The 19,035-nt window shown below is 67.0% G+C and carries 19 protein-coding genes and 1 riboswitch; of the genes, 15 read left to right on the top strand and 4 right to left on the bottom strand.

Features of this window, described 5'->3' with window-relative positions; translation table 11 throughout:
* The first annotated feature begins 2 nt into the window (after positions 1 to 2).
* The 5 genes from pstB (at position 3) to K320_RS0107055 (ending at position 4,384) form a co-directional block, all read left to right on the top strand.
* Complete coding sequence (gene pstB / locus K320_RS0107080; protein ID WP_024538136.1) at positions 3 to 785, top strand: phosphate ABC transporter ATP-binding protein PstB; 783 nt, start codon at positions 3 to 5, stop codon at positions 783 to 785.
* Positions 782 to 1,483, top strand: coding sequence for a phosphate signaling complex protein PhoU (gene phoU, locus K320_RS0107075; protein WP_024538135.1), 702 nt, complete (start codon positions 782 to 784; stop codon positions 1,481 to 1,483). The genes pstB and phoU overlap by 4 nt, the downstream gene beginning before the upstream one ends.
* Before the next feature lie 82 nt (positions 1,484 to 1,565).
* Positions 1,566 to 2,267 carry a phosphate regulon transcriptional regulator PhoB gene (gene phoB, locus K320_RS0107070; RefSeq protein ID WP_024538134.1) on the top strand — a complete coding sequence of 234 codons (702 nt, stop codon included), beginning with the start codon at positions 1,566 to 1,568 and terminating at the stop codon, positions 2,265 to 2,267.
* 68 nt (positions 2,268 to 2,335) lie between these two features.
* Entirely contained in the window at positions 2,336 to 3,619 is a 1,284-nt protein-coding gene (gene phoR, locus K320_RS0107065; RefSeq protein WP_024538133.1) for a phosphate regulon sensor histidine kinase PhoR, read from the top strand.
* A gap of 3 nt (positions 3,620 to 3,622) precedes the next feature.
* Positions 3,623 to 3,797, top strand: a riboswitch (yybP-ykoY riboswitch).
* Positions 3,798 to 3,805: 8 nt separating this feature from the next.
* Complete coding sequence (locus K320_RS0107055; protein WP_024538132.1) at positions 3,806 to 4,384, top strand: TMEM165/GDT1 family protein; 579 nt, start codon at positions 3,806 to 3,808, stop codon at positions 4,382 to 4,384.
* A gap of 24 nt (positions 4,385 to 4,408) precedes the next feature.
* Here the strand turns inward: K320_RS0107055 and K320_RS0107050 are convergent, their stop codons facing one another.
* From K320_RS0107050 to K320_RS0107040, 3 genes are read right to left on the bottom strand one after another with little or no spacing between them, the layout of a single operon-like run.
* A complete protein-coding gene (locus tag K320_RS0107050; protein ID WP_029695897.1) occupies positions 4,409 to 4,672 on the bottom strand; it encodes a hypothetical protein in 264 nt (87 codons plus the stop codon).
* Entirely contained in the window at positions 4,672 to 5,076 is a 405-nt protein-coding gene (locus K320_RS0107045) for a phage holin family protein (protein ID WP_051384865.1), read from the bottom strand. The genes K320_RS0107050 and K320_RS0107045 overlap by 1 nt, the downstream gene beginning before the upstream one ends.
* A 17-nt stretch (positions 5,077 to 5,093) precedes the next feature.
* A complete protein-coding gene (locus K320_RS0107040; protein ID WP_024538130.1) occupies positions 5,094 to 5,399 on the bottom strand; it encodes a glycine zipper domain-containing protein in 306 nt (101 codons plus the stop codon).
* Positions 5,400 to 5,662: 263 nt separating this feature from the next.
* Between K320_RS0107040 and K320_RS0107035 the strand changes: the two genes are divergently transcribed.
* The 8 genes from K320_RS0107035 to K320_RS0107000 all read left to right on the top strand — a co-directional run bounded on the left by K320_RS0107035 (position 5,663) and on the right by K320_RS0107000 (position 16,419).
* Positions 5,663 to 6,898, top strand: coding sequence for a thiamine pyrophosphate-dependent enzyme (locus K320_RS0107035; RefSeq protein ID WP_024538129.1), 1,236 nt, complete (start codon positions 5,663 to 5,665; stop codon positions 6,896 to 6,898).
* A 3-nt stretch (positions 6,899 to 6,901) separates the two neighbouring features.
* Positions 6,902 to 7,942, top strand: a complete 1,041-nt coding sequence (locus K320_RS0107030; RefSeq protein ID WP_024538128.1) for an alpha-ketoacid dehydrogenase subunit beta — start codon at positions 6,902 to 6,904, stop codon at positions 7,940 to 7,942.
* A gap of 3 nt (positions 7,943 to 7,945) precedes the next feature.
* Positions 7,946 to 9,265 (top strand): dihydrolipoamide acetyltransferase family protein, encoded by a 1,320-nt coding sequence (locus K320_RS0107025; RefSeq protein ID WP_024538127.1) that lies wholly within the window; start codon positions 7,946 to 7,948, stop codon positions 9,263 to 9,265.
* A gap of 17 nt (positions 9,266 to 9,282) precedes the next feature.
* A complete protein-coding gene (lpdA, locus tag K320_RS0107020; protein WP_024538126.1) occupies positions 9,283 to 10,677 on the top strand; it encodes a dihydrolipoyl dehydrogenase in 1,395 nt (464 codons plus the stop codon).
* Between the two features lie 866 nt (positions 10,678 to 11,543).
* Complete coding sequence (gene glyQ, locus K320_RS0107015) at positions 11,544 to 12,482, top strand: glycine--tRNA ligase subunit alpha (RefSeq protein ID WP_024538125.1); 939 nt, start codon at positions 11,544 to 11,546, stop codon at positions 12,480 to 12,482.
* Between the two features lie 84 nt (positions 12,483 to 12,566).
* Positions 12,567 to 14,726: a glycine--tRNA ligase subunit beta gene (gene glyS, locus K320_RS0107010; protein WP_024538124.1), complete on the top strand. Its 2,160-nt coding sequence runs from the start codon at positions 12,567 to 12,569 to the stop codon at positions 14,724 to 14,726.
* A 243-nt stretch (positions 14,727 to 14,969) separates the two neighbouring features.
* A complete protein-coding gene (locus tag K320_RS0107005) occupies positions 14,970 to 15,707 on the top strand; it encodes a lysophospholipid acyltransferase family protein (RefSeq protein ID WP_024538123.1) in 738 nt (245 codons plus the stop codon).
* A 1-nt stretch (position 15,708) separates the two neighbouring features.
* Positions 15,709 to 16,419, top strand: a complete 711-nt coding sequence (locus tag K320_RS0107000) for a M48 family metallopeptidase (protein ID WP_024538122.1) — start codon at positions 15,709 to 15,711, stop codon at positions 16,417 to 16,419.
* A 52-nt stretch (positions 16,420 to 16,471) separates the two neighbouring features.
* On the opposite strand, the gene lysM is transcribed toward K320_RS0107000, so the two are convergent.
* On the bottom strand, positions 16,472 to 16,954 hold the full coding sequence (gene lysM / locus K320_RS0106995; protein ID WP_024538121.1) for a peptidoglycan-binding protein LysM: 483 nt from the start codon (positions 16,952 to 16,954) through the stop codon (positions 16,472 to 16,474).
* Between the two features lie 142 nt (positions 16,955 to 17,096).
* Here lysM and K320_RS0106990 point away from each other — a divergent pair, with 142 nt between their 5' ends.
* Both K320_RS0106990 and rfbB read left to right on the top strand, forming a co-directional pair.
* On the top strand, positions 17,097 to 17,867 hold the full coding sequence (locus tag K320_RS0106990; protein WP_024538120.1) for a type III pantothenate kinase: 771 nt from the start codon (positions 17,097 to 17,099) through the stop codon (positions 17,865 to 17,867).
* A gap of 48 nt (positions 17,868 to 17,915) precedes the next feature.
* Positions 17,916 to 18,974, top strand: a complete 1,059-nt coding sequence (gene rfbB, locus K320_RS0106985) for a dTDP-glucose 4,6-dehydratase (RefSeq protein ID WP_024538119.1) — start codon at positions 17,916 to 17,918, stop codon at positions 18,972 to 18,974.
* Positions 18,975 to 19,035 lie beyond the last annotated feature (61 nt).

The following is a 19,035-nucleotide window of genomic DNA, read 5'->3' as shown; positions in this document are numbered from 1 at the left end:
CCATGACCACCGTATCACCCCCTCCCGCCATGCCTGCCAAGCTCGCCGTGCGCGACCTGAACTTCTACTATGGCAAGTTCCACGCCTTGAAGGGCATCAACCTCGACATTCCGGCCAACCAGGTCACGGCCTTCATCGGCCCCTCGGGTTGCGGCAAATCGACGCTGCTGCGCACCTTCAACCGCATGTTCGAGCTCTACCCGGAGCAGCGCGCCCAGGGGCAAATCCTGCTCGATGGCGACGACTTGCTCACCAGCCGCCAGGACGTGGCGCTGATCCGCGCCAAGGTCGGCATGGTGTTCCAGAAACCCACGCCGTTTCCCATGTCGATCTACGACAACATCGCCTTTGGCGTGAAGCTGTTCGAGCGCCTGAACGCCAGCGACATGGACGAGCGCGTGGAATGGGCGCTGCGCAAGGCCGCGCTGTGGGCCGAGGTCAAGGACAAGCTGCACCAAAGCGGCAGCGGCCTGTCGGGCGGGCAGCAGCAGCGCCTGTGCATTGCGCGCGGCATTGCCATCAAGCCCGAGGTGCTGCTGCTCGATGAGCCCTGCTCTGCGCTGGACCCCATCTCCACGGCAAAAATCGAAGAATTGATTGCCGAGCTCAAGAATGACTACACGGTGGTCATCGTCACGCACAACATGCAGCAGGCGGCGCGCTGCAGCGACTACACGGCGTACATGTACCTGGGCGATCTGGTGGAGTTTGGCGCCACGCAGACAATGTTCTTCAAGCCGCAGCGCAAGGAGACCGAGGACTACATCACCGGGAGATTCGGATGAGCGACAAACACCTTTCCACCCAATTCGACAGCGAACTCAACCAGGTATCGGCCCGTGTGATGGAGCTGGGCGGGCATGTGGAATCGCAGATCCGCCAGGCGATCGCCGCGCTCTCGCAGTTCAGCCTGGAGGCGGCGGCGCAGGTGGAGGCGATTGAAAACCGCGTCAACCAGATGGAGGTCGAGATCGACCACGAGCTGACCACCATCATCGCGCGGCGCCAGCCCACGGCGCGCGATCTGCGCCTGCTGATGGCGTTTTCCAAGGCGACCAACAACCTGGAGCGCATGGGCGACGAGGCCACGCGCATGGCGCGCATGGTGCGTTCCATCATCGAAAGCGGCGCGGCGCGCTCGCTGCCCAGCAACGAACTGCGGGTGGCCGCCGACCTGGCATCGGGCCTGCTGCGCAAGGCGCTGGACGCCTTTGCCCGGCTCGACACCCAGGCGGCGCTGGCCATTTTGAGGGAGGATGACCTGATTGACCAGGAGTTCGACGGCTTCGTGCGCAAACTCATCACCTACATGATGGAAGATGCGCGCACCATCTCGGCAAGTCTGGATCTGCTGTTCCTGGCCAAGGCGATCGAGCGCATCGGCGACCATTCCAAGAACATCGCCGAGCTCATCATCTACCTGGTCGAGGGCAAGGACGTACGCCACACGGCGCTGCAGGATATTGAAACCGCTCTGCGATGAACCACTGCCCCCACACTCCCTGGCTTCGCGCAGTCCGCTGCCCCCCGGAAGGACCGTTTTTTCATCTGGGGGCGGCCCGGCGATGAAGCATTTGCCACGTGTGCTGGTCGTTGAAGACGAATCGGCAATTGCCGAACTGATCGCCGTCAACCTGCGCCATAACGGGTTCAAGCCGGTGCTGGCCGAGGACGGTGCGGCCGCCCAGCGCGAACTGGACGCCGTGCTGCCCGACGTGGTGCTGCTCGACTGGATGCTGCCGGGCCAGAGCGGCCTGCAGCTGGCGCGCAAATGGCGTGCCGACCCGCGTACCAAACCCGTTCCCATCCTCATGCTGACCGCGCGTGGCGACGAGCCCGACAAGGTGGCGGGGCTGGACGCCGGCGCCGACGACTACATCACCAAGCCCTTTTCCCCCCAGGAACTGCTGGCGCGCATCCGTGCCGTTTTGCGCCGGCGCGCGCCCGAGCAGGTGGCCGATGGCGTGGTCCTGGGCGGGCTGGAACTGGATGCGGGCACCCGCCGCGCGAGCTGGCACGGCGAGCCGCTCAAGCTGGGGCCGGCCGAATTCAAGCTGCTGCACTACCTGATGAAGCACGCCGAACGCGTGCACAGCCGCGCGCAGCTGCTCGACAAACTCTGGGGCGACCACGTCTGCATCGAGGAGCGCACGGTGGACGTGCACGTCAAGCGCCTGCGCGAGGCACTGGGTGCCGCCAGCCCGATGCTGGAAACCGTGCGCGGCGTGGGCTACCGGCTCACGGCGCAGGGTGAACTATTAAAATAAATAGCATGCCGCGCTTTGCATGAAAGCGTTTCAGCCGCTTTTCTTTCAATAATCCGAATGTCCCCGTGATGTGGCCGTGGTTCGTTCTGCTGGGTCTGCTGCTGGCCGTAGGGGCGTGGCAAGCCCGGATCGCCTGGCAGGCCAGGCGCGTCATCCGCTGGCTGCGCCAGGGTGCCGACCCGGCGCAGGCGCCGGTGCTGCGCGGCGCCTGGGGCGAGGCGGCGCAGCGCCTGCGCCGCCTGCTGCGCCAGCACAATCAGCGTGCGGCAGCCAGCGAGGCGCGGTTGCAGGATTTCCTCGCCGCGCTGCAGGCATCGCCCAACGGCGTGGTGCTGCTGGATGCGCAGGGGCACATTGAATGGTTCAACCAGCAGGCGGCGCAGCACTTCGGCCTGGAGGCCGAGCGAGACCGGCAGCAGGCCATCGGCAACTTGCTGCGCGAGCCGGCCTTTGCCGCCTACTGCGCGCAGGGCGACTTCACGCAGGATCTGCTGCTGCCGGGGCGCGACAGCACGCCCACGCACCCGGTGCGGCTGGCGCTGCGCCTGCACCCCTATGGCGAGGGGCGGCGCCTGATGCTCGCGCGCGACGTCACCGCCATCGAGCAGGCCGATGCGATGCGGCGCGATTTCGTCGCCAACGTCTCGCATGAGATCCGCACGCCGCTCACCGTGCTCGCCGGCTTCGTGGAGACCCTGCAGACCCTCGAACTGACGCAGGACGAACGCGCGCGCTACCTGGGCCTGATGGCACGGCAGGCCGCGCGCATGCAGTACCTGGTGCAGGACCTGCTGACGCTTTCGCGCCTGGAAGGCAGCCCGTTGCCGGACAGGGCCGAATGGACGCCGGTGCGGCGACTGCTGCGGCATGTGGCGGATGAGGCGCGCACGCTGTCGGTGGCGCTGAGGCCGGAGAACGCAGCGCCCCAGACCCTGGAGTTTCCGGCGGACGCTGCGCTGCAGGCGGCCGGTGAGCTGGCCGGCAGTGCCTCCGAACTGCAGAGCGCACTGTCCAACCTGGTGACCAATGCCGTGCGCTATACCCCTGCGGGCGGCCGCATCAGCGTCCGGTGGCAGCCTTTGGCGCGCGGCGGTGCGCGCTTCGTGGTGCAGGACACCGGCCCCGGCATCGCCGCCGAACACCTGCCGCGTCTGACAGAGCGCTTCTATCGCGCCGACCCTGGCCGCTCGCGCGAAAACGGTGGTACCGGCCTGGGCCTGGCCATCGTCAAACATGTGCTGCAGCGCCACGGTGCGCAACTGCACGTCGCGAGCATCGTTGGTCAAGGTTCGACGTTTTCCGTGGATTTCCCGGCCGACCGGTGGCGCGCTGCCTGCTCGCCGTTACTCTAGAATCCGCCCGTCATTGGGGAGTAGCCGCTCTCGCGCCGCGAGAGGCCGACGTCAACATGCTTGGTCCGCTCCCGGGCCATGGCGTCGGCAGCAACCATGCCTGGCAAGACCTTTGGCCACCATGCCTGCCGTTCGGCTGGACGGGCGTGGTGGTCAATCGTCTTTTATCCGGCCCGGACTTTGCATATGGAAGCCCTCCTCGTCTCCACCGGCGTCGTCGCCCTGGCCGAAATCGGCGACAAGACGCAGCTGCTCGCCTTCATCCTCGCGGCGCGCTTCAAGAAGCCGCTGCCCATCATCCTGGGCATACTCGCCGCCACCTTGGTCAACCATGGCCTGGCCGGCGCGCTGGGTGCCTGGATCACCTCGGTGGTGCAGCCCCATGTGCTGCGCTGGGTGCTGGGCCTGTCCTTCATCGCCATGGCGATCTGGACGCTGATCCCCGACACGATGGACGAGGATGAGGCCAGGGTCACGCAGCACCTGGGGGTTTTCGGCGCCACGCTGGTCACCTTCTTCCTTGCCGAGATGGGCGACAAGACGCAGATCGCCACCGTGGCCATGGCCGCGCATTACGGCACGCCGCTCGTGGTGGTGATCGGCACCACGCTGGGGATGATGGTGGCCGACGTGCCGGCGGTGTTCCTTGGCGGCAAGCTGGCCGGACGCATCCCGATGAAGCTGGTGCACTCCATTGCCGCCGCCGTTTTTGTGGCGCTGGGCGTGGCGACGCTGCTGGGCGCGGGCGCGGACTTCGGCTTGTGAGGGTGCGGGCGCCGGGCAACGCCGTCAGCGCCGCAGCTCCAGCAGCAGCGGCAGCAGCACGCTGATCCCGCGCACCAGGCGCCTGGGTCCGGCCAGCACGGCAGCGCCCAGGCCCAGCGCCACCACCAGAGGGTGGCGGCGGGCGAACGACCAGAGCTGCTCCGGCAATGGGCCTTTCTCATCCATCACGCCGCGCGGCCGGCTGCGGTAAGCACGCAGCCGCTCGCGCTGCGCCGCGATGCGCTCCAGCAGTTGCTGCTGCCCGGGCGAAGGCGGGCGCGCCGGCATCAGAGCTGCCCCCGGAGCAGGCGCCAGTCCTCGGCCAGCTCGCGGCGGGTCAGCGCAAACAGGCCGCGGGCTTCGCGTGCCAGGCGCATCAGCCATGCGATGGCCACCGCGCTGGCCGCGCACCAGACCGCCGCCAGCGTCCAGGCGGCGGTGATGCGATACGGCGTATCCCAGAACTGCACCAGGACGGCGATGGACAGCAGCAGCAGCGCCACGAGCACCAGCGCACCGGAGAAGATCAGCAGCAGCGCGAGCTGGAACAGCCGGTGGCGGTGCTCTTCCCATTCCATGCGCGCCAGCGCCAGGCGGTCCTCGGCCGCCTGCGCGCCTTCCGCCACGGCGCTGCGCCAGCGTTCGCTGACGCCGCTCCAGCGCAGCAGGGACGAAAAATCCAGACGCGCCATGGCGTGCAGCGGCAGGCTCAGCGCCGCGCGAGCAGGAAGCCGACGAGGGCGCCGATGGCCAGCGCCGCGCCCGCCACGCGCCAGGGGTCGTCGTGTGCGTAGCTGTCGGCCGCGCGGGCGGCATCCCTGGCGCGCTGGGACGCGTCCTGGGCTGCGCGTGCAGCGGCGTCGCGCATGGTCTGCACGCCGCCGTCCAGGCGGTCGCGCAGCTGGCGGATTTCGGGAATGCTGTCCAGCTCCCGGTTGGCCAGCAGCTTGCGCAGATCGCCCACCAGGCGGTCGATTTCACCCGTTACGCCTGGAATGTCGGAGGATTCGGTCATCGGTTCGCCTTTCATCGAGAATTGCAGGGGCGCCGCGGTCGTTGCGTGCCGGGGCCAGTCATCTTAAGACAAGGCCGACGCACTGCGTCCTGGGGCGGCAGAGCCGTACCGCCAGATGCGCAGGGGACATCCGCTTCACAACGGCGCTGACCGTCCTAGAATGGGCCCAGGCGCGATCGCGTCCAAGGGCGGGTGCACCACGATCTGGTGCGTCCGCCCGCCACCAACCGCGCCAGACACCATCCGGCGCAAGGAGACTGTGGATGACTACCCCTGAAGCCCTCAGGCTGCATATACCTGAGCCCACGGGTCGGCCTGGCGGCACGACCGATTTTTCCTATCTTCTGCTCTCCAGGGCGGGCGAGGTTCCCCGGCCGTCGCCGGACGTGCCCGCATCGGCGACGGCCCCCATGGCCAAGAGTCTGGTGCGCGTGCTGGACGATGACGGCAAGGCGCAAGGCCCTTGGGCCCCTGCGTTGCATCCCGATCGATTGCGCCGCGGCCTGCGCGCCATGGTCAAGACGCGGCTGTTCGACGCCCGCATGCTGATCGCGCAGCGCCAGAAAAAGCTGTCGTTCTACATGCAGTGCCTGGGCGAGGAGGCGATCGCCATCGCCCATGCGGCGGCGCTGCGGGAAGGCGACATGAACTTCCCGACCTACCGCCAGCAGGGTCTGGTGCTGTGCCGCGACGACATCTCGCTGGTGGAGATCATCTGCCAGCTCATGAGCAATGCGCGCGATCCGCTCAAGGGGCGCCAGCTGCCGGTGCTCTATTCGTACAAGCGCGCGGGCTATTTTTCCACCTCGGGCAACCTGGCCACGCAGGTGCCGCAGGCGGTCGGCTGGGCCATGGCGTCGGCCATCAAGGGCGATACCAAAATCGCCTCGGCCTGGATCGGCGATGGCTCGACGGCGGAGGCGGACTTTCACACCGCGCTGACCTTCGCGCATGTGTACCGCGCGCCGGTCATCATCAATGTGGTGAACAACCAGTGGGCGATTTCCACCTTCCAGGCGATCGCCGGCGGCGAGGGCACCACGTTCGCGCAACGCGGCGTGGGCGTGGGCCTGGCGTCGCTGCGGGTCGATGGCAATGACTTCCTTGCGGTGTACGCGGCCTCGCAGTGGGCGGCCGAGCGCGCGCGCAGCAACCACGGCGCGACGCTGATCGAATGGGTCACCTACCGCGGCGGCGCGCATTCCACGTCGGACGACCCGTCCAAGTACCGTCCGGCCGACGACTGGCAGCGCTTTCCGCTGGGCGATCCGATCGCGCGGCTCAAACAGCACCTGATCGCCATCGGCGAGTGGAGCGATGCCCAGCACGAGGCCATGACCAAGGAGCTGGAGGCGCAGATCATCGCCGCGCAGAAGGAGGCCGAGAGCTACGGCACCCTGCTCGATGGCCGCGTGCCCAGTGCCGCGACCATGTTTGAAGACGTCTTCAAGGACATGCCGGAGCACCTGCGCCGGCAGCGCCAGCAACTGGGGGTCTGAGCCATGACAGAGCAAACGCAAAGCCAACAGACAGTGGCGATGACCATGGTGCAGTCGCTGCGATCGGGCCTGGACGTGATGATGGGCCGCGATGACGACGTGGTGGTCTACGGCGAGGATGTGGGTTATTTCGGCGGCGTGTTCCGCGTGACCGAGGGCCTGCAGGCCAGGTACGGCAAGACGCGCTGCTTTGATGCGCCGATTTCCGAATCCGGCATCGTGGCCACCGGCCTGGGTATGGCGGCCTACGGCCTCAAGCCCGTGGTCGAGATCCAGTTCGCCGACTATTTCTATCCGGCCATGGACCAGATCGTCTCCGAGCTGGCGCGGCTGCGCTTTCGCTCGGCCGGCGATTTTTCCGCGCCCATGGTGATCCGCATGCCCTGCGGCGGCGGCATCTACGGCGGGCAGACGCACAGCCAGAGCCCCGAGGCGGTGTTCGCCCACATCTGCGGCATCCGCACCGTGATGCCGAGCAACCCCTACGACGCCAAAGGCCTCTTGATCGCTTCGATTGAGTGCGAAGACCCGGTGGTGTTCCTGGAACCCAAGCGCCTGTACAACGGCCCGTTCGACGGCCGGCACGACCAGCCCGTGGTGCCCTGGTCCAAACACGATCTGGGCAAGGTGCCCGAGGGCTACTACAAGGTGCCGCTCGATAGCGCGGCCATCTTCCGCCCCGGCGCCGCCGTGACCGTGCTGACCTACGGCACCATGGTCTGGGTCAGCGAGCGTGCGGCGATCGACACCGGCATCGATGCCGAGATCATCGATCTGCGCTCCATCTGGCCGCTGGATCTGGAGACCATCGTCACCTCGGTGAAGAAGACCGGGCGCTGCGTGGTGGTGCACGAGGCCACGCGCACCGCAGGCTTCGGCGCCGAGCTCACCGCGCTGGTGCAGGAGCATTGCTTCTACCACCTGGAGGCGCCGATAGCGCGCGTGGCGGGCTGGGACACGCCCTATCCGCATGCCCAGGAATGGGCCTACTTCCCGGGGCCGGCGCGCGTCGGCGCCGCCCTCAAGCAAGTGATGGAGGGCTGAGCCATGGGTATCTACATCATCCGCGTGCCCGACATCGGAGAGGGCATCGCCGAAGTGGAAATCGCCGCCTGGCATGTGCAGGTGGGCGATACGGTGGCCGAAGACCAGGTCATCGCCGACATCATGACCGACAAGGCCACGGTGGAGGTGCCCTGCCATGTGCATGGCAAGGTGCTCGCCTTCGGCGGCAAGGTGGGCGACGTGCTGCCCGTGGGCGCCGAGCTGGTGCGCCTGGAGGTGGAGGGCGAGGGCAATCTGAAAGACTCCCCACCCCTTCCCCCTCTGGGGGAAGGCAGGGATGGGGGCGTGCGTGCGGGACAAGTGGCTCATGCGAATAGCCCCCACCCCAACCCTCCCCCGGAAGGGGAGGGAGTAAAGCCGGTGAGCGTGGCCGCATCCAAGGCAGCCCCCGTGGCAAAACCAGTAGCCCAACACGTCGTGCGCAAAGAGGGTGAGCGCCCACTGGCAGCGCCCTCGGTGCGCCAGCGTGCGCTGGAAATGGGCATCGAATTACGTCTGGTGCCAGGCAGTGGCCCGGCCGGGCGCATCCTGCACGAAGACCTCGATGCCTGGGCAGCGCGCGGCGGCGCACCCGCTGCGGGCGGCTCGATCTATGTGGAGCGCAATGGCGAAGCGGCCATACCGGTCATCGGCCTGCGCCGCAAGATCGCGCAGAAGATGCAGGAGGCCAAGCGCCGCATTCCGCATTTCAGCTATGTGGAAGAGGTGGACGTCACCGAGCTCGAAGCCCTGCGTGCCAGGCTCAACCAGCTGCACGGCAGCACGCGCGGCAAGCTCACGCTGCTGCCCTTGCTGATCCGTGCGATGGTCGTCGCGCTGCGCGATTTTCCGCAGATCAACGCGCGCTTTGACGACGACGCGGGCGTGGTCACGCGCTACGAGCCCGTGCACCTGGGCATCGCCACGCAGACCGAGGGCGGGCTGATGGTGCCGGTGCTGCGCCATGCCGAGGCGCTTGATCTGTGGCAATGCGCCGCCGGCGTGGCGCGCGTGGCCGAGGGCGCGCGCACGGGCAAGGCGCCGCGCGAGGAGCTTTCGGGCTCGACCATCACGCTCACGAGTCTGGGGCCGCTGGGCGGCATCGTGAGCACGCCGGTGATCAACCACCCCGAGGTGGCGATCGTGGGCGTGAACCGCATCATCGAGCGGCCCATGTTCCGCGAAGGCCAGGTCGTGGCGCGCCAGCTCATGAACCTGTCTTCTTCGTTTGACCACCGTGTGGTCGATGGCATGGATGCGGCGCGCTTCATCCAGGCCGTGCGCAGCCTGCTGGAAGCCCCGGCGCTGCTTTTCATTGAATGACCGCGGGAGGCAAGAACATGAAAGAAATTTCTACCCAACTGCTGGTGATCGGCGGCGGCCCCGGCGGCTACGTCGCGGCCATCCGCGCCGGGCAACTCGGTGTGCCCACGGTGCTCGCCGAGGGTGCAAGTCTGGGTGGCACGTGCCTGAACATCGGCTGCATTCCGTCGAAGGCGCTGATCCATGCAGCGCACGATTTTGAGCAGGCGCGCATGCAGGCGGCGGGCCATTCGCCCATGGGCATCCATGTGAAAGAGCCGACGCTCGATCTGGCGCAGACCGTGCGCTGGAAGGACGGCATCGTCAAGCGCCTGACCAGCGGCGTGGGCGTGCTGCTGCGCAAGGCGGGCGTGCAGGTGCTGCAAGGCTGGGCGACGGTGGAAGACGGCAAAACCGCCGTCGTGCAAGTGGGTGACGAAGCAGTGCGCGTGCGCTGCGAGCACTTGTTGATCGCCACCGGCTCCGAGCCCGTGGCACTGCCCAACATGCCCTTCGGCGGGGCGATCTGGTCCTCGACCGACGCGCTCTCGCCCGCCGAGCTGCCCAGGCGCCTGGTGGTCGTGGGCGCGGGCTACATCGGTCTGGAGCTGAGCTTCGCCTACCGCAAGCTGGGTACCGAGGTGACTGTGGTCGAGGCCGCGCCCGACATCCTGCCGCGCTACGACGAGGCGCTGACCAAGCCCGTGCTTTACAGCCTGAAGAAAGCCGGCGTGGTGCTGCACCTGGGCTGCAGCGTGGCGAGCTACGACGCGAAGAACGGCGTGCATGTGCGCAACGCCCGGGCCGACGAATTCGCGCTGCCGGCCGACAAGGTGCTCGTCGCCGTGGGCCGCCGCCCGCGCGCCACGGGCTTTGGCATCGAAAGCCTGCACCTGACGATGAACGGGCGGGCCATCGCTATCGATGCGCATTGCGCCACCTCCATGCGCAATGTCTGGGCGATCGGCGACGTGACGGGCGAGCCCGTGCTCGCCCACCGCGCGATGGCGCAGGGCGAATGCGTGGCCGAGCAGATCGCGGGCAAGCCGCGGCGCTTCGAGCCCATGGCGATCCCAGCGGTGTGCTTCACCGACCCCGAGGTCGTGGTCTGCGGCATGACGACGGCCGAGGCCAAGGCGGCGGGCATCGAGACCATCGAGGCGAGCTTTCCGTTCGCGGCCAATGGGCGCGCGATGACGCTGGGGGCCGAGGGCGGATTCGTGCGGGTGCTGGCGCGCAAGCAGGACCACGTCATCATCGGCTGGCATGCGGTGGGGCACAGCGTTTCCGAACTCTCGGCGGCGTTCGGGCAGTCGATAGAGATGGGGGCGCGGCTGGAGGATGTGGCGGGGACGATTCACGCGCATCCGACGCTGGGCGAGGCGGTGCAGGAGGCGGCGCTCAGGGCGCTGGGGCACGCGCTGCATATCTGACTTTTCCCCTCCCCCGCCGGGGGAGGATGGGTGGGGGCTTTGCTCCCTCGCCCCTTTGGGGAGAGGGTTGGGGTGAGGGGCTTGCGGCTTGTGCATTTCCAGAGGCTTGCTTTTTGCAAGCGTCGTCGGCCGGGATTTCGCCCCGGCGGGCGACTTACTTTCTTTTGCTTCGCCAAAAGAAAGTAAGCAAAGAAAAGGCGACCCCGCTGCCCGTGTCCCTTCGCTTCGCTCCGGGCAACCTGCGATGCTCGCGCCTGCAGTGGTGCTGCGGAACTCGCTTCGCGCTTGCGCGCTCCGCTCAGACAGCCGCAGCAAGTCAGATGACGATGCTTGGGCATGTTCCACTGCCCAAGCCCACTGCAGTCACTGCGCTTCTCGGCACGGGCAGAGGGGACCCCGAAGAGACCTGTGCGAGCATCGCGCTGAAAACGAAACGGTGCGCCTGTGCTGGCACTTTTCCCGTACCCGTACCCGTACCCGTACCCGTATCCGCCCCCACCCCCTTCGGCTGCGCCTGCGGCGCGAGGCTTGCGGTGTGGCGGCTGCACCGAAGGATGCAGACGCTTCGTGAACATGCTCGCCGCATTTGTCCGAGCGGAGCGCGCAAGCGTAAAGCGAGTTATGCGGCGCACCCCGCAAGCCTCGCGACGCAGGTTGCCCCGAAGCGAAGCGCGGGGGTCGCAGGCGTGGGGTCGCCTTTTCTTTGCTTACTTTCTTTTGGCGAAGCAAAAGAAAGTGAGTCGCCCGCCGGGGCGAGACCCGGCCCCCACTCCGTAATCAGACGCTGAACCTCAACAGAAACCCCTACCGCCTAAAATCGTTGATTCACGTGTGCGCCAAAGCCACACGATACAAGCGCCTTTCGCATGCAGACCTTCCAAAACATCATCCTCCAGCTCCAGACCTACTGGGCCGCGCAAGGCTGCGCGCTCCTGCAGCCCTACGACATGGAAGTCGGCGCCGGCACATCGCACACAGCTACTTTTCTGAGAGCGCTCGGCCCCGAGCCCTGGAAGGCCGCCTATGTGCAGCCCAGCCGCCGCCCCAAGGATGGCCGCTATGGCGACAACCCCAACCGCCTGCAGCACTACTACCAGTACCAGGTGGTGCTCAAGCCCGCCCCGGCCAATATCCTTGATCTGTATCTGGGCAGCCTCACCGCGCTGGGTTTTGACCTCAAGAAGAACGACATCCGCTTCGTCGAAGACGACTGGGAAAACCCCACGCTCGGCGCCTGGGGCCTGGGCTGGGAGGTCTGGCTCAACGGCATGGAAGTGACGCAGTTCACCTACTTCCAGCAGGTCGGTGGCATCGAATGCCGCCCCGCCACCGGCGAGATCACCTACGGGCTGGAGCGCCTGGCGATGTACCTGCAGGGCGTGGACAACGTCTACGACCTGGTCTGGACCGAGGGCCTGACCTACGGCGACGTCTACCACCAGAACGAGGTGGAGCAATCCACCTACAACTTCGAGCATTCGGACGCTGACTTTCTCTTCACCGCCTTTGGTGCGCATGAAAAGCAGGCGCAGCACCTGGTGGCCGAGCAGCTCGCGCTGCCCGCCTACGAGCAGGTGCTCAAGGCCGCGCACACCTTCAATCTGCTCGACGCGCGCGGCGCGATCAGCGTGACCGAGCGCGCCGCTTACATCGCGCGCATCCGCAACCTGGCGCGCGCCGTGGCCAAGAGCTATCTGGACAGCCGTGCACGTCTGGGCTTCCCGATGGCACCGAAAGCGCATGCCGAGGAAGTGCTGGCCGATCTGGAAAAGGCCGCAGAAAAGCAGCAGAAGAAGGCCGCCTGAGCGCAGGCAGACTCTGCTTGAAAATTTGAACGAAATACGGCTTCAGCGCTTATCCATCAAGCGCGAGCAGCTATCGAATGTGATATGACCACCGCCCATTTGCTTGTTGAGCTGTTTGTTGAAGAATTGCCGCCCAAGGCGTTGCGCCATCTGGGGAATGCGTTTGCCGACGTGTTCTTTCAGCAACTGGCGGCGCAGGGCCTGACCGAAGCAGGTTCGCAGGCCACGGCCTTTGCCACACCCCGGCGCCTGGCGGTGCAGGTGAGTGCGGTGCGCGCGCAGGCCGAGGACAAGGCGGTGTCGCACAAGCTCATGCCCGCGTCGGTCGGGCTTGCGGCGGATGGCCAGCCCACGCCCGCGCTGCTCAAGAAGCTCGCCGCGCTCGGGGCGGATGCCGCTGCCGTGCCGCAACTCGAACGCGTCGATGACGGCAAGGCGCAGGTGCTTTACCTGCACAGCACGGTGGCGGGCGTGGCGCTGGCGGTGGGCGTGCAGAAGGCGCTCTCAGAGGCCATCGCCAAGCTGCCCATTCCCAAGGTCATGCGCTACCAGCTTGCGGACGGCTGGAGCAGCGTGCACTTCGTGCGCCCGGCCCACGGCCTTGTTGCGCTGCATGGCGATGCGGTGCTGCCGGTTCAGGCGCTGGGCCTCACGGCAGGGCGCAGCACGCACGGCCATCGGTTCGAGGCGGCGCACGACCCCATTGAAATCAAGAACGCCGACAGCTACGCCCGGCAACTGCAGGATGAGGGCGCGGTGATCGCCAGCTTTGGCGAGCGCCGGGCCGAGATCGCACGCCAGCTCGCCGCTGCCGCGCAGGCTGTGGGCGGCGGCGCGCATGCGATCGAAGACGAAGCGCTGCTCGACGAAGTGACCGCGCTGGTCGAGCGCCCCAATGTCCTCACCTGCCAGTTCGATGCCGAATACCTCACGGTGCCGCAGGAATGCCTGATCCTCACGATGAAGGCCAACCAGAAGTACTTTCCGCTGCTCGATGCACAAGGCAAGCTCACCCACCGTTTCCTCGTCGTGAGCAACATTCATCCCGACGACCCCAGTGCCGTCATCGAAGGCAACGAGCGCGTGGTGCGCCCGCGCCTGGCGGATGCCAAATTCTTCTTCGACCAGGACCGCAAGAAGACGCTGGCGAGCCGCGTGCCGCAACTCGCCAAGGTGGTCTATCACCACCAGCTCGGCACCCAGGGCGAGCGCGTGCAGCGCGTGCGCGCCATCGCCAAGGCCATCGGCAGCCAGCTTTTTGCGCACCTCACGCACGCCAACGCGCTGCTGCAGACGCCCGAGGGCGAGATCGCCGAAGACTGGCTGCTCACCTGCATAGACAACGCCGCGCTGCTCGCCAAGACCGACCTCGTGACCGACATGGTGGGTGAATTCCCCGAGCTGCAGGGCACCATGGGCGCCTACTACGCGGTCAACGACGGGCTGCCCGACGAGGTGGCGCACGCCATCGAAGACCACTACAAGCCGCGCTTCGCGGGCGACGCGCTGCCGCGCGAGACCGTGGGTGTGGTGGTGGCGCTGGCCGACAAGCTCGAAACCCTGGTGGGCATGTTCGGCACCGGCAACCCGCCCACGGGCGACCGCGACCCATTCGCGCTGCGCCGCCATGCGCTGGGCGTGATCCGCATGCTGGTGGAAAAGAATCTGCCACTCTCATTACCAGAGCTGCTTGCGCATGCCCTGCCTGCGTTTGGGGCCAAAATAACCAACCCCACTGCAGAGCTCTCCACCTTCATCTACGAGCGCCTTGCAGGCAGCCTGCGCGAGCAGGGCTACAGCGCGCAGGAGGTCGATGCCGTGCTCGCGTTGCGCCCGCAACGGCTGGCCCAGGTGGCGCCGCAGCTTGAAGCGGTGCGCGCCTTCGCCCGCCTGCCCGAAGCCCCGGCGCTCGCCGCGGCCAACAAGCGCGTGACCAACATCCTGAAAAAAGCGGGCGATGTGGACGCCCACGTCAACCCGGAACTGCTGCGCGAGGCGGCGGAAAAAGACCTGCATGCGGCGCTGAAAGCCATCGCGCCAAAAGCCGATGCGCAGTATGGCCAGGGCGACTACACCGCCAGCCTCACGACCCTGGCCGCCCTGCGCGCGCCCGTCGATGCCTTCTTCGAGCATGTGATGGTCAATGCCGAAGAGGCGGACTTGCGTCTGAACCGCCTGGGCCTGCTCAAGACCCTGCACGACGCCATGAACCGCGTGGCCGATCTTTCGCGGCTGGCTGCTTGATGGCTTTGTCGCGCAAGCACCTCTCCCCTTACCGATATGACTTCCTCCCCCTCTGGGGGAGGGCAGGGGTGGGGGCGTGCGGCGACGGAACAAGCGCAGCGCCCACGGATGCGCCCCGTGCCCCCATCCCAGCCTTCCCCCAGAGGGGGAAGGAGCCTAAAACCACAATTCCCATGCGCACTCTTTACTCCCAGATGGGCGGGGTGGGGGCTTTCAGTCTTCACCACATCCCCTGAGCAATCCATGGCCCTGATCCGCTCCATCCTCTACATGCTGGTGCTCGTCATCACGGTGATCCCCTACACGCTCGCCGTGCTGCTGGCGCGTGCCTTCGGTGGCGGCCCGCAAGGCAGCTACATCCCGGCGCGTGCCTGGCTGGCGCTCGCCGCCGACGTCGCGCGCCCCTTGCTGGGCATCAAGCGCCACGTCACCGGCCTGGAAAACCTGCCCACCGACCCGGCCCAGGGCGTGGTGCTGCTGGTCAAGCACCAGTCGGCCTATGAGACCTTCATGATGCCCGCCATCCTGCCGCGGCGCGTGGCCTATGTGTTCAAGCGGGAACTGCTGCACATCCCGTTCTTCGGCTGGTCCATGGCCTGCATGGACATGATCCACATCGACCGCGGCCATCCCACGCGCGCCTTCGTGCGCGTCATCAAGCAGGGCCGGCGGCTGCTCTCCGAAGGCATCTGGGTGGTGATGTTCCCCGAAGGCACGCGCACGCCGCGCGGCAGCGTCGGCAAATACATGGTGAGCGGCGCGCGCCTGGCGATCGCGGCGGGCGTGCCCGTGGTGCCGGTGGCCGTCACCTCGGGGCGTGTCTGGCCCAAGAGCGGCTTCACCAAGCGGCCGGGCGTGGTGGAGGTTTCCATCGGCGCGCCGATTGCCAGCACTGGCCGCAAGGCCGAGGAACTCATGCACGAGGTGCAGGCGTGGATCGAGGCCGAGATGCGGCGCCTCGACCCCGACGCATACCAGTGACGTGAGCCAGCGCCAGCTGCTGCTTGCGGGCAGCGTCGTCCCCTACGAATTGCAGCGTGCGCGCAGGCGCAGCATTGGCTTCATCGTGGGTGCCAGCGGCCTCACGGTGCGCGCGCCCGCCTGGGCCACGCTGGCGACGATTGAATCCGCGCTGCAGGAAAAATCCGGCTGGATCACCCGCAAGCTGCACGACAGGCAGCTGCGCGAAGCACGCGAGAGCGCCGCCCGCATCCTCTGGGCGGATGGCGGTCACCTCCCCTGGCTCGGCGCCGCGTTGGTCCTGCGCACTGGCGAGCGCTGGCGCGCGCCCGAGCTGCGCGGCGGCGAATTGCACATCGGTCTTGGTTCTGACGCCGATGCCGCACTGATCCGCTCGCGCGTGCAGGCCTGGTTCCAGCACCAGGCGCGCACGCATTTCGCCGCCCGTGTCGCCCACTTCGCGCCCGCCATGGGCGTCGCACCCGCGCGGCTGATGCTGACCAGCGCCGCCACGCGCTGGGGCAGCGCATCAAGCAGCGGCACCATCCGCCTGAACTGGCGCCTGATGCACTGGCGCCCCGAGGTGATCGACTACGTGGTGGTGCACGAACTCGCCCACCTGCGCGAGATGAACCACGGCCCGCGCTTCTGGACCATCGTGCGGGGCGTGGTTCCCGACTGCCAGGCGCTGCGCCGCGAGTTGCGCAGCGCGATCGCGCCCGACTGGACATAAAAAAACTGCCGGTCCCCAGAAGCACCGGCAGTTTTCCCCACCAGGAAGCTCTTTACTTGGCCAGCGCCGGAATGCGCAGCTTCTGCCCCGGGTAGATCTTGTCCGGGTGCGTGAGCATGGGCTTGTTGGCCTCGAAAATCACCGGGTACTTGTTCGCGTCGCCATAGAACTTCTTGGCGATCGCGCTCAGCGTATCGCCGCGCACCACGTCGTGGTACTGCGCTTCGGGCTCGGGGTTGGTCACCGCCATCTGGTTGTCCACGCTGGTCACGCTGGAGACGTTGCCGCAGCACAGCGTCACCTTCTCCTTCGCGGTCTGCGTGGGCGCCGTGCCCGTCACCGTCACCGTGCCCTCGGGGCCGGCAAACGCCACCTTCACGTCGCTCACGCCCAGGTTCTGCGTGGCGATGTAGGCCTCGATCGCCTGGCCGGCCTTGGCATTCAGATCGGCCTGCGAGGGAGCGGCGGCCTCGGCGGCGTGCGCCGTGCCGAACAGCTTTTCTCCGGCTTCCTTGATGAAACTGAACAATCCCATGGTGCCTACCTCCTCTGGTTGCAAAGATTCCACTATAGCTGCGCCGGAGTCCTGAACGGCGGCGCGCCCGTCAAAGACACGATCCTTGACAATCCTGGGCAGACTGCCCGGGTTGAACCGATTTTTCTACATAATCCGCCCTATGAGCTTGCTAGCCATCGACGTCGGTAATACGCGCCTGAAGTGGGCTTTGTTCGATGCGCCGCGCGCCGGCGCGCAGATGCTGGCGCATGGCGTGGAGTTTCTCGACCACATCGACCGCCTCGCCGATGGCGCCTGGGCCGCGCTGGCCGCGCCCACGCGGGTACTGGGCTGCGTCGTCGCGGGAGACGCCATCAAGCGCCTGGTGCAGGAGCAGATGGACGCCTGGGATGTCTCGCCGCAATGGGTGGTGCCGGGCACGGAAGAGGCGGGCGTCGCCAACAGCTACGACCATCCCGCGCGCCTGGGCGCCGACCGCTGGGTGGCCATGATAGGCGCGCGCCACCACGTGCTGGCGCAGGGCGCGGCGCGGCCCATCGTGCTGGTGATGGTGGGCACGGCCGTGACGGTGGAGGCCATCGATACCGAGGGGCGCTTTCTCGGCGGCCTGATCCTGCCGGGCCACGGCATCATGCTGCGCGCGCTGGAGGCCGGCACCGCCGGCCTGAGCGTGCCCACCGGCGAAGTGCGGCCGTTCCCCACCAACACCAGCGATGCGCTGACCAGCGGCGGCACCTATGCGATTGCCGGCGCGGTGGAGCGCACCTGGCAGCATCTGCGCGAGCACACCGGGCTGGCGCCGGCCTGCATCATGACCGGCGGCGCCGGCTGGAAGATGATGCCCAGCATGACACGCCCCTTTGAGCTGGTGGAAAACCTGATCTTCGACGGCCTGCTGGAGATTGCTGCGCGGCGTCTGGGTGAGGCGTGAGGCGTGAGGCGGGATAATCGGCGCTTCTCCCACCGCCTTTGAATTCCCATGATTCTTGTCACCGGCGGCGCCGGCTTCATCGGCGCCAACTTCGTTCTCGACTGGCTTGGCAACAGCGACGAGCCTGTTCTCAACCTCGACAAGCTCACCTACGCCGGCAACCTGCACAACCTGCAAAGCCTGCAGGGCGATGCGCGCCACCATTTCGTGCAGGGCGACATCGGCGACCGCGCACTGCTGGACAAGCTGCTGGCCGAGCACCAGCCCCGCGCCATCGTCAACTTCGCCGCCGAGAGCCATGTCGATCGCTCCATCCACGGTCCCGAGGACTTCATCCAGACCAACGTCGTCGGCACGTTCAGGCTGTTGGAGGCCGCAAGGCACTACTGGAGCGCGCTGCCTGCTATTGAGAAGCAAGCATTCCGCTTCCTGCACGTCAGCACCGACGAGGTCTACGGCACGCTCTCGCCCAGTGATCCAGCCTTCACCGAAGACAACAAGATCGAACCCAACAGCCCGTATTCCGCCAGCAAGGCCGCGTCCGACCATCTGGTGCGCGCCTGGCACCACACCTACGGCCTGCCGGTGCTCACCACCAACTGCAGCAACAACTACGGCCCGCTGCACTTCCCTGAAAAACTGATTCCCCTGGTCATCGTCAACGCCCTGGCCGGCAAGCCGCTGCCGATTTACGGCGACGGCATGCAGGTGCGCGACTGGCTCTATGTGCGCGACCATTGCAGCGCCATCCGCCGCGTGCTCGACGCCGGCCGGCTGGGCGAGACCTACAACGTCGGCGGCTGGAACGAGATGCCCAACATCGAGATCGTGAAGCTCGTCTGCGCGCTGCTCGACGAACTGCGCCCGCGCGGCGATGGTCAGCCTTATGCCGCACAGATCACCTACGTCACCGACCGCCCCGGCCACGACCGGCGCTACGCCATCGACGCGCGCAAGCTGGAGCGCGAACTTGCCTGGCGCCCGGCCGAGACCTTCGCCACCGGCATCCGCAAGACCGTGCAGTGGTACCTGGACCACCCCGAATGGGTGGCGACGGTGCAGTCTGGTGCCTACCGCGAATGGGTGGCAAAACACTATGCAGGCTGAGTCCTGGTTTCACTCCCTCCCCCTCTGGGGGAGGGCAGGGGTGGGGGCTTCCGGCAATCGC

The organism is Comamonas badia DSM 17552, assembly GCF_000484635.1.
Taxonomy (GTDB): domain Bacteria; phylum Pseudomonadota; class Gammaproteobacteria; order Burkholderiales; family Burkholderiaceae_C; genus Comamonas_C; species Comamonas_C badia.
Note: the sequence above shows the minus strand (reverse complement) of the source record. Positions and strands in the feature narration are given on the sequence as shown.